The sequence below is a fragment of the Curtobacterium sp. L6-1 genome (genome assembly GCF_018885305.1).
GTDB lineage: Bacteria > Actinomycetota > Actinomycetes > Actinomycetales > Microbacteriaceae > Curtobacterium > Curtobacterium aetherium.
On record NZ_CP076544.1, the window covers coordinates 2756792 to 2768902 of the forward strand.

Consider the following 12111-nt stretch of genomic DNA (forward strand, 5'->3'; position numbering starts at 1 on the left):
GGCGGCGGCCACCCGAGCGTCGCCCAGGTCCGGCGTGCAGCGGACGGCGGGCGCGCGGCTCGGGCGCGTGGCTCGGGCAGGAGGCGCGCGGTGCGGACGGGAGGCGCGGACGACGTGGGCGACGCACCGGACGCTGGTCGGGCCTCCCGTCCGTGACCCCGCGCGCCCGGCCCTGCGGCCGCGCCGGACGCGCCGCGCTCGGTCAGACGCGGAGCCGGGCGAACTCGGGGTCGACGTCGCCGTGCCGGTGGGCGGTGACGATCACCGTCTGCTCCCGGAGGAAGTGCCGCATCTCGACCACCCCGGCCTCGACGACGGGGGCGTCGTGGATCGCGGTGTCGATGCTCGCACCGAGCGCTTCCTCGAGTGCGAGCGGATCACCGCCGAGCAACCGGATGCGCGACCCCGGGCCGCTGAAGGCCGTGTGGGCCCGTGGCTCGTACCCCTGCGACAGCACGATGTCGATGGCGTCCCGCGGGTCGTCGGGGGCGCTCGACCAGTCCTCGCGGAGGAGTGCACCGGACGCTGCCCGGGCCAGGAACTCCTCGTCCGTCTCGACCAGGTGGTCGACGACGTCGAGCGGTGACCGGCTGCTCGCGAGCAGCTGGGTGAGCGGACCCGGCAGCGCGCGGGCGGTGCTGAGCAGGACGTGGGCGCGGGCGGCGGTCGCGGCGGCGAGGACGCGCACGAGGTCGCCGGTGCTGACGCCCTCGGACTGCCGGACGACGACGGACTGCGAGCGGTAGCGCAGGACGTTCCGTTCGACCCGCAGGTCGGCGGTGTCGCGGGACCGGCCGAACTGCGTCTCGCGGGCGCGGGCGTCGCTCTCGGCGCCGGCGCGGACCTGGTCGAACTCCTCGAAGGACAGCCCGCTGCGGGCCGCCTCGATCAGGGCCGTGACCCGCGGGGGCAGGCCGTGCAGCTGGATGCTCTTGTGGACGGACCGGGGGACGGGTGCCCAGTGCCCGAGCACGGCGACGGACTCGGGCCCGCCGCTCTTCGCGGTCGCGCCGACGGCGGACGGCCCCCACCCGCCGGTCGGCTGCCGGCCGACGACCGTGTCGGTGGTCGGGCGGTTCACCACGAGGGTGCCCGCGGCGACCCGGTCGGTCCAGGCCGCGACCTCGTCGACGTCGAGCGTGTGGAGCGCCTCGACCAGCCCGTGCTCGCTGCCGTTCTGGACCGCGACGGCCTGGTCGAGGGTCTCGACCCGCACGACGCCGAGCACCGGGACGGCGGCCGCGGTCTGTGCGAACGCGCTGCCGGGACGGACACCGACGCGGACGCCCGGGGACCAGAGCCGTCCGGACTCGTCGAGGACCCGCGGTTCGACGAGCCACGACTCCCCCGGACCGAGTTCGGTCAGCGCGGCCCGGGCGACCCCGGTCGGTTCGACGACCAACGGCCCGACCTGCGCGGACGGGTCGGTCGGCCACGCAACCCGCAGTGCACGGGTGGCGTCGGCGAGCTGGCGGAGGAACCGGTCGTCCTCGCCGACGGACCCGACGAGCACGACGAGCGAGACCGCCTGGGTCGCCTGCCCGGCCTGGCTGAAGGCCGAGGCGACGACGTCCCGGACCGCCTGGTCGAGGTCGGCGGCGGGGGTGACGACGGCGGCGTTCACGGCACCGGTGTCGGCGACGAGGGGCAGGCCCGCGCGCCACCACCGGAAGGAGCGGGCCGTGTCGGGCGACCCGGTGAGCAGGACCCGGTCCACCGCGGGGTGGGCGACGAGGTGGCGACCGAGTTCGCTGACGTCGAGGTCGACGAGCTGCAGGAGGGAGTGCGGGACCCCGGCGTCCCAGAGCACGTCGGCGAGCACGGCGCCGGACCGCTTCGCGAGCGGGGACGGCTTGAGCACCACCCCGCTGCCGGCGGCGAGCGCGGAGAGCACGCCCTCGGCGGGGGTCGCGACGGGCGCGTTCCAGGGGGCGACGACGACGGTCAGGCGCGGTGGGACGAAGTCGGCGCCCTCGACGTCGGCGAGGTGCCGGGCGCGGTCGGCGGCGTGGTGTGCGGCGTCGACCGCGCTGCTGACCTGCCGGTCGGCCTCGTGCAGGGTCATCGCGGTCTCGGCGACCACGACCTCGACCAGTTCGGCACGGCGCGCCTCGAGGGCGTGCGCGACGAGGTCGAGCAGTTCGGCGCGGTCCTGCGGGTCCTGCCGCCCCCAGTTGACGCCCGCCTGGGCCGTGCGGGCGACCGTGCGTTCGAGGCGCTGCCGGTCGGTGACGCGGGCGCCGCGGATCGTCGAGGTGCCCAGGCGTGACCCGGGGACGCGGCGGAGCAGGTCGGCCGCCCACTCGCGGTTCGCGGCGACGGTCGGGTCGGTGTCGGCGGCGGCCGGGTGCACGGCGAGGATCTCCGGGGCGCCGAGCGGCACGCGGCGGTCCTGCGTGCGGAGCGTCGCCGGCGTCGGCCCGTCCACCGCGTCGACGGCGGCCAGCACGCGGTCGCGCTCCCGGTCCTGCACGGTGTCGTCCGTGCCGATCGTGAAGGCGGTCGAGGTCGCGCTCTCGCGCAGGCGCCGGGCGAGGTACGGGATGGCGGCGTCGAACTCGTCGGGCTGCACGACCGGGGTGCCGAGCGTGACCGTGCCGACGTCGGCGCGGACGGCGTCGAGGGCGGTGCCCGTCATGCCGAGGAGCATCTCGACCTCGAGCGCGTCCGACACCCCGCGTCGGTCGGCGAGCACCCGGGCGAGGGCGATCGCGTGGAGGTCGTGCCCGGCGAGCGCGACCCGGACGGCGTCGGTGTGCTCGGGGGTCAGCGCCGCGTCGAGGAGACGGAGGAGCGCGGCGTCGGTCTGCTGCCGGGTGGCGTACGTCGCGAGGGGCCGGTCGTGCACCAGGGCGTCGGCGAGCTCGGTGGCGCGAGACGAGCCCTTCACGAGCCGCACCCGGATCGGGGCACCACCGCGGAAGCGGCGGGCGCGGGCCCACTCGGTCACCGACGTGAGCACGCCCACGCTCTCCGGCAGGGACGCGGGCAGGGTGATGCCCGCGGTGAGGTGGGCGAACTCGTCGAGGTCGAGCAGGGTGCGGAACACGGCGACGGTCCGGTCGAGGTCGCGCGGGTCCCCGGTCTGCAGGGTGATCGTGGCGTCCCCGGCCACGGCGGCGCGGAACACCGGGACGAGCTGGTCGACCGCGTGCGCGACGGCGGTGTCGAACGCCCACGGGGACGTCGGCGGCAGGACCTCGGACACGGCGAACGAGACCGCCGGGACGTCGGTTCGGCCGAGCAGGTCGGTGATCCACCGCAGCCGTCGTGCGCTCTCGTCCGGGCCGAGCACCGCGGGGCCGAGGGGTGCGACGTCGAGCCGGGTCCCCCTGCCCCCCACCTTCGCCAGGGCCGACCCGAGCCGCGCGGGCGGGGCGTCGACGACCAGGTGTCCGGCGAGTCGACGCAGCACCCGGCGTGCGGACGGGATGACCGCCCACGGTGCCATCGTGGCGAACCCGCCGCCGACCGTCACGGCGCCGCGGAGGTACCAGGCGAGGAAGTCGGGGACGTCGCGGCTCGCCTTCTCGAGGTTGCGGGCGGCGACGCGCGGGTCGTCCGGGCGGATCACCTTGTCGACGAACCCGCGCGCGAAGTCGAGGCCGCGCTCGTCGCGCAAGACCTCGGCCAGCCGGGCGGCACCGGGGTCGGGCTTCGCGCCGCGGGAGGCGTCCAGCCACCGCCGGACGAGGGCGAGCGCGTCGTCGGTGCAGTCCTGGAGGCGGGCGCGCGGCATGCCCCGATCGTATGCCGCTCCCCCGACGTCTCCTCGGAGGACGCCGTGTGCCGTCGAGGAGTCAGCCGGACGGATGATCCTCGGTCCGGCGCGCGCCACCGTCGATACGCTGACGGGATGGTGGAGCACGGCGCTGACGGCCACGACTGGGCCACGTGGGACGCGTTCCACGACGTCTGGCGCGGCCTCGACCGTGCGCTCGACCTCGCCGTGCAGCGCGGCGCCGGGATCTCGATCCCCGAGTTCGAGATCCTCATCGGCCTGCACCGGGACCCGGACCACCGCCTGCGGGTCCGCGACATGGCCGCCGGCATCGGCTGGGAGAAGTCGCGCGTCAGCCACCAGGTCACCCGCATGGTCGCCCGCGGGCTCGTCGCCCGGGCCGACTGCCCGACCGACGGGCGCGGCAGCTGGATCGTGATGACGCCCGACGGCCGTCGTGCGGCGCTCGCCGGCATCCGCGCGCACACCGCGGCGCTCGACGAGCTGTTCTGGAGGCCCGTGGGCGCGGACGCGGACACCCTGCGGTCCGTCTCCCACCGCCTCCTGGACGCGCTCGGGCCCGTCGACACCGAGACGGACACCGCCGGAACGCACACCTGACCGCACACGAGGGCCGTCGTGGGAGGATGCACGGGACCGACTGCACGGGGGAGGCAGATGGACACCGACGACTCACGGTCAGCACGTGCGGCCCTGGTCGCTGCGCTCGACATCGTCGACGCTCCCCCGGCCGAGCGCTTCGAACGGATCGTCCGCATCGCGCGGGACCTGTTCGACGTGCGGTTCTCGTACGTCAACCTGCTCGACGACACCCTGCTGCACACGTTGACGCCGAACGTCCCCGGCGAGGCGGTGGCCGGTCCGCTCGAGTGGTCGTTCTGCCAACTCACCGCGCAGCGCCCCGGGCCGACGGTCATCCCGGACACCGCGGCCGATCCCCGCACGGCCGACCTGCCCGGTGTCGCGAGCCGCGGCATCCGCTTCTACGCCGGCGTCCCGCTGACCATGCCGGGCGACCTGGCGATCGGCAGCCTGTGCCTGATGGACGTCGAGCCGCGGGAGTTCAGCCCGCAGGACGAGGCCGCGCTCATCGACCTCGGGCGCTGGACGGAGCAGGCCCTCGCGAAGGGGCTGCACCACGACCGGTTGCTCGAGGTCGTCGAGGCCCTCGCCCCGCAGCCGGTCCACGTGCCGGGCTACCGACTCGCCGGCATCAGCGTGCCCTACGGCGACGTCAGCGGTGACGTGCACGACTGGACCGTGGCGGACGACGCCGTGACGTTCACGCTCGCGGACATCATGGGCAAGGAGCAGCCGGCTGCGCTCCTGGCCGCCGGGCTCCGCGCCGCACTCCGCCAGCACGGGGACCTGGATCCGGTCGACGCGGTGGCCGCCGTCGAGCCCCGCACGAGCGAGGACCTCGGCCGCGCCTCCGCCTTCGCCACCGTGTTCCACTCCCGGCTCACGCCGAGCACCGGTCGGGTCGACTTCGTGGACGCCGGGCACGGCCTCGTCCTGCACCTGCACGCCGACGGCACTTCCGTGATCCGGCGGTCGCGCGACCTGCCGCTCGGGCTGCACCCGGAGGGCGTGCCGTTCCGGAGTGGGTCGCTCGTCCTCGAGCCCGGGGACACCCTGATCGTGGCGAGCGACGGCGCGCTCGACCTCGGCGACGGGACGATCGACACGTTGACCGACATCGGACAGACCCTGCGTCGGGCGCCGAGCACCGAGGCGTTCCTCGAGACCGTCCGGCTGCGGGCGGCGGAGCACGCGGAGGACGACGTCACGGTCGCCGTGCTCGCACGCGACGCGGACTGACACCGGGCGACCGACGCGGCCGGGCGACCGACGCGGTCGATCGACCGGAGCAGCCGATCGACCGGAGCAGCCGATCGCCCGGAGCAGCCGGGCGACCAGCACGCAGGGCGGTCACGGTGCGGTCGCGACGCCGCGGACGGGGCCCGGAACGGGGAGTGCTGGTACCCGCGGACGGGTACCAGCACCAGCGCTCGTGTGCCTGACCCGAACAGGTACAGCGAACTGCTCCCCAGCCTGCACGAGACCACCGACATCCGTCCCCAGGAGGGGTGGCCCGACGCCCGTTCCCGTCAGCGGACCGCCGGGATCAGCCGCCGAGCTCCCCGAGCACCCGCGCCACGGACGCCGCCGTCGCGTCCGCCCCCGCGTGGTCGTCCGCCGTGATCGCCACGACGGCGTCCGCCGCCGCATCGAGGAGCAGCAGCTGCCCGTACGCCCCGTGCAACCGCCACAGCCGCCCCGGACCGTCCCACCCGGCGAGCGCGTACCGCTCATAGCCGGGGTTCGTCCCCGCCACGCCCCAGTCCGAGTGCATGGCGTCCACCCACTCCGGGGCCAGGAGCTGCCGACCGTCGACCGAGCCCCGGTCGCGGACGAACCGTCCGAGCCGTGCGACCTCGGCCGTCCGCAGGGACAGCCCGCCCCCGGCCGCGACGTACCCGTGCGGGCAGCGCTCCCACACGACGTCCTCGATGCCGAGCGGGGTGAACAGTCGGTCCTGCACGAAGCGGCCGACGTCACCGACCCGCGTCGCCAGGACCCGCATCGCCGTGTAGGTGCTCGCGTCCGCGTACTGGAACACCCGTCCTCGACTCGGCCGTCCGAGGAACTCCAGCGCCAGGTCGGGCCAGTCGGTGAGCGACGTCGGCGACCAGGGCAGGTCGACGCCGCTCGTCATGGTGAGCAGCTGCCGGACTGTCACCGCGTCCGTGCCCGCGCCGAACCGCGCCCCCGGCAGGACCGTGGACAGGGGCTCGTCCACGTCGACCACACCGTCGGCGACGGCGATCCCGACCGCGAGGACGCAGACGCCCTTCGCGATCGAGTGCACGTCCTCGCGGACGTCGGGGGTCCAGCGGTGCTCCGCGACGTCGTCGCCCACCAGGACGTGCAGCCCGTGCGCGCGGAAGCCGCTCCGGTCGACCTCGGTCACGACGGCGTCGCGGACGGTCTGCGCGGGTGTCATCCCGCCATCCTCCCGTGCGGAGCACCGTGCCCGCACCGGTCCGCGACGGTCAGAGGTCGCCGCGTGCGAGCGTCCCCGTCTCCCCGCGCAGCCGCACCTCGACGCTGGCGATGTCCGTGCGCGGCACGTCCGTCGTGGCGGACAGGCCCCGCGCCTCCCGGCCGGCCGCCGTCCACGACGCGACCCGCTCGTCGGTCCCGTCGGTGCGCACGACCACCAGGTCGTACATGACCGACCCGTCCGCGGACCAGTCCCGGCCGCCGTACGAGCAGCCCCAGTCGAAGCGGGTCCCCCACGACTCGGTGCTGACCGCCAGGTCGACGTCGAAGCCGGACCGTCCGGTGAGCGCGATCCGGTCCGACGCGGGCGCCGAGCGTGCCGCCTCGGTGCTCCCGGTCTGCGGACCGTCGGCGCGCAGGCCGACCCCGAGGCCGGCGAAGACGGCCAGGACGACCGCCGCCCCGGCGGTGACGCCGACGACCACGCGGCGGCGACGCCGCCGACGCCGGACGCGGTGCGCGACCGAGGCGAGCGTGCTGTCGGCGCCGGTGACGGGCCTCCCGTCCGGTTCCGCGATCTCGACGGCGGCGTCGGCCGGGAGGCGCCCCAGCAGCCCCGGCAGGCCGGCCAGCTCGGCGACGGCCGAGCGACAGGCGTCGCAGGTCTCGAGGTGTCGCTCGTACTCCAGGCGTTCCGCGGGCGGCAACGAGCCGAGGACGTACGCGGCGTCCCACTCGGCGTACCGGTCCTCGCTCATCGGGTGACGCCTCTCTCCTGCAGGGCGAGCCGCAGGTCTCGCAGCCCGTAGTGCAGCCGCGACTTCGCGGTGCCCTCGGGGATGTCGTGTCGCCGGGCGATCTCCGGCACGGTGTGCCCGAGCCAGTATGCGTCGACGACCACCCGGCGGTGTTCCGCCGACAGGGACGCCAACGCGTCCGCGACGACGATGCGGTCGAGGACGGCGTCGGTCCGGTCCGCCTCGACCCGGTCGACGGGTTCGTCGGTGCCGTGCTCACGGCGGTTGCGTGCCGACCGGGCGTCGTCGACCACCAGGTTGCGGGCGACCGTGAACAACCAGGCGCGGGCGGCGTCCGGCTCGCGTTCCAGGACCGCGGGCCGCTGCCAGGCGCGCACCATCGTCTCCTGGACGACGTCCTCGTCGTGGCCGGCGTCGCGGGTGAGGTGCCGCACGTACCGGAGCAACGCGTCCCCGTGGTCGCGGTACAGCGCGCCCAGCAGTTCGTCGGAGGTGCGCAGCGTCGACGCGCTCCGCACCTCGTCCGGTCCCGGTGCGGCCGGCATCACTGCTGCAGGGCGAGGGAGAACTCGACCGAGCCCTTCCCGTCCACCGTCACGAAGCCGAGCGAGGGGGCCTCCACGCCGTAGTCCCGGAACGTGACCGGGACCGATCCGGCGACCTGCACGGTGCCGCCCTCGCCGACCGCGACCTGCGCGTCCGCCTGCACCGGCTTCGTCACGCCGTGCATCGTCAGGTCGCCGGTCAGGGTGACGTCCTGCGTCGACCCGTCGAGCGCGTCCGACACGTCCACCGGCTTCGTCACCCGGAACGTCGCCGTCGGGTAGCGGTCGGTCTGGAGGGCGGTGTCACGGAAGTAGGCGTCGCGCGCCGACTCGGGGGTGCTGATCGAGCCCACCTGGACGGTGACGGTCGCGTCGGAGAGGCGGCCGTCGTCGACGGTCGCCGTCCCCTCGACCTGCTTCGTGCGCCCGACCACGGTGACATCCTGCCCCTGCAGGACCTCGTGCACGCGGTAGCCCGCGTACGACCCGCTGCCGGACCGCCACGTGCCGTCGGCGGAGGCGGCGTCGAGCGTGCCGGCGGCGCTCGGGGAGAGCGAGGGTGCGGCTGCGGCGGAGCCGTTCACGGCGTCCGCGTAGAGCCGTGGGCCGACGACGACGCCGACCCCTGCCACGACGACGATGCCCGCCGCGATGCCGGCGATGACCTTGGTGCGAGTTCGGAGTCCCATACCCAGGACACGAGGCTGCGGCGCCGATGGTTCACCGGCCGCAGGACTCCGGCGTGTCCGGTTCGTCGAGCTCGCGGGGAAGCGCCAGTAGTCTGAGCGATCGGACAGTGTCCGGCGGGCGGCACCGCCCGGGGAGCAGGCGACACCGCCTGTGGAGCAGGCACCCGAGCCTGCGGAGCGACGAGGAGACCACCACATGTCAGTCGGACTGCTCGCCGTCGTGGACGACATCCTCAGTGCGGCCCTCAAGGCCAGTGCGAAGACCGCGGGCGTCGTGATCGACGACGCCGCCGTCACCCCGCAGTACGTGCAGGGCCTCGCGCCGGCCCGGGAGCTGCCGGTCGTCGGCCGGATCGCCCTCGGCAGCCTGTTCAACAAGTTCGTCATCATCATCCCGCTGGCGCTCCTGCTGTCGGCGTTCGCGCCCTGGGTGCTGCCGTGGCTGCTCGTGGTCGGCGGCACGTACCTCTGCTTCGAGGGCGCCGAGAAGGTCACCGAGTGGTTCGGCGTCCACCACGAGGCCGGGGCCGAGGAGACCGCGACCGAACCGAAGCTCGTCTTCGGCGCGATCCGCACCGACCTCATCCTGAGCACCGAGATCATGCTCATCGGCCTGGCGAGCCTGGACCCCGACCTGGGCTTCTGGCCGACGCTCGGCGCGCTCGCGGTCATCGGCCTCGGCATGACCCTGCTCGTCTACGGAGCGGTCGCGCTGCTGGTGAAGGTCGACGACATCGGCCTGCAGATGATGAAGAACCCGTCGCGGGGCACCCGTCGCGCCGGCGCCCGGATCGTGCGGGCGATGCCGGCCGTCTTCCGGTTCATCAGCATCGTCGGCACCGTCGCCATGCTGTGGGTCGGTGGCCACCTGGTCATCGCGAACACGGCGGAGACGTTCTGGGCGGGGCCGTACGAGCTGCTGCACCACGTCGAGCACGCGGTCGAGGGTGCCGGGCCGGTCGTGACGTGGATCGTGGACACGGCGATCTCGGCGGTCGCGGGGCTCGTGCTCGGGATGGTCGTCGTGGGGATCGTGCTCGGCATCGGGCGGCTGCGGGGGCGCGCGCACTGACCCCGGGGTGCTGCGGGGCGTCGTCGCCGCATCGCCAGGGTCGTGCGGGTCACGCGGGTCACGCGGGTCGCGCGGGACGTGCGGGTCGCGCCGGTCGCGCCGGTCGCGCGGGATCATCCGCGCAACGAAGCCGGCCGGATCCGTCCCCCGCACGGGGGTCGGGCGGCGTTACGCTGCCGCCACCCCGAATCCAGCGCGGCCGTCGTCGTCCGCCCCGGTGACAGCGACGTCACCCGGCCCGGTGACGACCGCACATCTGCAAGGAAGCAGGTCCCGGTGACCCCCCTCACCCCCACGCCCCTCGGACGGGCCCGAGCCGGCAGGCGTGCCATCGGCGCCTCGGTCGCCGTCGGTGCGATGGCGCTCGGCGTCCTCGCCACGACGCAGACCGCCGTCGCGGCACCGCCCGCCCCGGCACCGAGCACCGACCTCGGCCAGAACGTCCTGGTCTTCTCGCCGGACATGGCGCAGGCCGACATCCAGGCGAAGGTCGACGCGGTCTACGAGCAGCAGGTCGACAACGAGATGGGCACGCAGCGGTACGCACTGCTGTTCATGCCCGGCACCTACGGCTCGGCGACGGACCCGCTCGACATCCGCGTCGGCTACTACACCGAGGTCGACGGCCTCGGGCAGGACCCGAGCGGGGTGACGATCAACGGCGGGGTGACCGCGACGGGCCGCAACGGCAGCGGGTCCCTCGACACCTTCTGGCGGTCGGTGTCGAACCTGACCATCAAGGTCGTCCCGACCGCGGATGCCTGCCACACCGGCAACGAGATGTGGGCGGTCTCGCAGGCTGCCCCGATGCGGCGCGTGCACGTGCGGGACTACACGTCGTTCATGCCCTACTGCGAGAGCCCGAACTACGCCAGCGGTGGCTTCGTCGCGGACTCGCAGCTCGACGGCGGGGCGCTGAACGGATCGCAGCAGCAGTTCTACGTCCGCAACACCGACCTCGGCGCCGGCTGGTCGAACGGCGTCTGGAACCAGGTGTTCTCCGGCGACCTGAACGCCCCCGCGCAGTCCTTCCCGGTCCAGCCGTACACGACGCTCGAGACGACCCCGGTGTCCCGCGAGAAGCCGTACCTGTACGTCGACGACCGCGGCGCCTACCGGGTCTTCGTCCCGAGCGCCGCGACGGACTCGGTCGGTACCAGCTGGGCGAACGGCCACACACCCGGCCGGTCGCTCCCCCTCAGCGACTTCTTCGTCGCGCACCCGTCCGACTCGGTCGCGACGATCAACGCCGCCCTGGCGAAGGGCAAGCACCTGCTCGTCACGCCGGGCGTGTACGACGTCGCGAAGAGCATCACCGTCAAGCGTGCCGGCACCGTCGTGCTCGGCCTGGGCCTGGCGACGCTCACCGCGCAGCAGGGCGCCGTGCCGATGACCGTCGGCGACGTCCGGGGCGTCGACATCGCCGGCCTGACCTTCGACGCCGGCACCGTCACCTCACCGACGCTGCTCAAGATCGGCAGCGGGCACCACAAGGTCGACCGGAAACCGGCCACCGCCGGCAGCGCCGCCGACCCGACCGCCCTGCAGGACGTGTTCTTCCGGATCGGCGGTCCGCACGTGGGCAAGGCCAGGACGAGCCTTGAGGTCAACAGCAGCCACACGATCCTCGACGACATCTGGGCCTGGCGCGCCGACCACGGGGTCGCCGGCTCCGTCGGCTGGACCGTGAACACGGCGGACACCGGCGTGGTCGTGAACGGCGACGACGTCACCGCCACCGGCCTGTTCGTCGAGCACTACCAGAAGTACAACGTGGTCTGGAACGGCGAGCGCGGACGGACCGTCTTCTTCCAGAACGAGCTGCCCTACGACGCTCCGGACCAGGCCTCGTGGCGACACCAGGAGACCGACGGCTGGGCGGCGTACAAGGTGTCCGACAAGGTGAGGACGCACGAAGCGTGGGGCCTCGGCAGCTACATCTTCACGAACGTGGACCCGTCGCTGCACGCGACGCAGGCGTTCGAGGTACCGGACCGACCCGGCGTGGTGATGCACGACCTCACCACCGTCGCGCTCAACGCCGACGCGGGGACGATCGACCACGTCATCAACGGACGGGGCTCCGCGGCGACCGGTGCGGTGTCCGGGCAGCCGCAGACCGTGACGCGGTACGCGGACGAGGTGGTGCAGTAGCGGGCGCGCGCCGACGTACCCAGCTGGGGGCGGGCCTCCCGTCCGTCACGACGACGGACGGGAGGCCCGCCCCACCGCCGCCACGGACCGCGGCTCCGGACCGCGGCACGTCGCGCGAACTGAACCCGCTCACACCTGCCGGCCC

General features: G+C 74.3%; 9 protein-coding genes. 4 read left to right on the forward strand and 5 right to left on the reverse strand.

Annotation, left to right across the window (positions count from 1 at the left end; all coding sequences use genetic code 11):
• Window positions 1-202: 202 nt before the first annotated feature.
• Entirely contained in the window at window positions 203-3739 is a 3537-nt protein-coding gene (locus tag KM842_RS12760) for a proline dehydrogenase family protein (RefSeq protein WP_216258905.1), read from the reverse strand.
• A 117-nt stretch (window positions 3740-3856) separates the two neighbouring features.
• On the opposite strand from KM842_RS12760, the gene KM842_RS12765 reads away from it, so the two are divergent.
• Both KM842_RS12765 and KM842_RS12770 read left to right on the forward strand, forming a co-directional pair.
• Window positions 3857-4342, forward strand: coding sequence for a MarR family winged helix-turn-helix transcriptional regulator (locus tag KM842_RS12765; RefSeq protein WP_216258907.1), 486 nt, complete (start codon window positions 3857-3859; stop codon window positions 4340-4342).
• A 57-nt stretch (window positions 4343-4399) separates the two neighbouring features.
• Complete coding sequence (locus tag KM842_RS12770) at window positions 4400-5563, forward strand: PP2C family protein-serine/threonine phosphatase (protein ID WP_216258909.1); 1164 nt, start codon at window positions 4400-4402, stop codon at window positions 5561-5563.
• Window positions 5564-5870: 307 nt separating this feature from the next.
• Here the strand turns inward: KM842_RS12770 and KM842_RS12775 are convergent, their stop codons facing one another.
• Genes KM842_RS12775 through KM842_RS12790 form a run of 4 tightly spaced genes read right to left on the reverse strand, consistent with a single transcriptional unit; the run spans window position 5871 to window position 8740 of the window.
• Window positions 5871-6749, reverse strand: coding sequence for a serine hydrolase domain-containing protein (locus KM842_RS12775; RefSeq protein ID WP_216258911.1), 879 nt, complete (start codon window positions 6747-6749; stop codon window positions 5871-5873).
• A 49-nt stretch (window positions 6750-6798) separates the two neighbouring features.
• Entirely contained in the window at window positions 6799-7506 is a 708-nt protein-coding gene (locus tag KM842_RS12780; protein ID WP_216258913.1) for an anti-sigma factor family protein, read from the reverse strand.
• The gene (locus KM842_RS12785; RefSeq protein WP_216258915.1) at window positions 7503-8051 is read right to left on the reverse strand and encodes a sigma-70 family RNA polymerase sigma factor; all 549 of its coding nucleotides are present in this window, start codon (window positions 8049-8051) and stop codon (window positions 7503-7505) included. Before KM842_RS12785 ends, KM842_RS12780 begins: the two co-directional genes overlap by 4 nt.
• Window positions 8051-8740 carry a YceI family protein gene (locus KM842_RS12790; protein WP_216258916.1) on the reverse strand — a complete coding sequence of 230 codons (690 nt, stop codon included), beginning with the start codon at window positions 8738-8740 and terminating at the stop codon, window positions 8051-8053. Before KM842_RS12790 ends, KM842_RS12785 begins: the two co-directional genes overlap by 1 nt.
• Before the next feature lie 196 nt (window positions 8741-8936).
• Here KM842_RS12790 and KM842_RS12795 point away from each other — a divergent pair, with 196 nt between their 5' ends.
• Complete coding sequence (locus KM842_RS12795) at window positions 8937-9812, forward strand: DUF808 domain-containing protein (protein WP_216258919.1); 876 nt, start codon at window positions 8937-8939, stop codon at window positions 9810-9812.
• A 276-nt stretch (window positions 9813-10088) separates the two neighbouring features.
• Window positions 10089-11966 carry a pectate lyase-like domain-containing protein gene (locus tag KM842_RS12800; protein WP_216258921.1) on the forward strand — a complete coding sequence of 626 codons (1878 nt, stop codon included), beginning with the start codon at window positions 10089-10091 and terminating at the stop codon, window positions 11964-11966.
• Window positions 11967-12111 lie beyond the last annotated feature (145 nt).

Bases quoted from the DNA above. Each gene is read 5' to 3' on its own strand.
- KM842_RS12790 (WP_216258916.1), bottom strand. From the start codon at position 8,740: ATGGGACTCCGAACTCGCACCAAGGTCATCGCCGGCATCGCGGCGGGC.
- KM842_RS12780 (WP_216258913.1), bottom strand. From the start codon at position 7,506: ATGAGCGAGGACCGGTACGCCGAGTGGGACGCCGCGTACGTCCTCGGC.
- KM842_RS12770 (WP_216258909.1), top strand. From the start codon at position 4,400: ATGGACACCGACGACTCACGGTCAGCACGTGCGGCCCTGGTCGCTGCG.
- KM842_RS12760 (WP_216258905.1), bottom strand. From the start codon at position 3,739: ATGCCGCGCGCCCGCCTCCAGGACTGCACCGACGACGCGCTCGCCCTC.
- KM842_RS12765 (WP_216258907.1), top strand. From the start codon at position 3,857: ATGGTGGAGCACGGCGCTGACGGCCACGACTGGGCCACGTGGGACGCG.
- KM842_RS12795 (WP_216258919.1), top strand. From the start codon at position 8,937: ATGTCAGTCGGACTGCTCGCCGTCGTGGACGACATCCTCAGTGCGGCC.
- KM842_RS12785 (WP_216258915.1), bottom strand. From the start codon at position 8,051: ATGCCGGCCGCACCGGGACCGGACGAGGTGCGGAGCGCGTCGACGCTG.
- KM842_RS12775 (WP_216258911.1), bottom strand. From the start codon at position 6,749: ATGACACCCGCGCAGACCGTCCGCGACGCCGTCGTGACCGAGGTCGAC.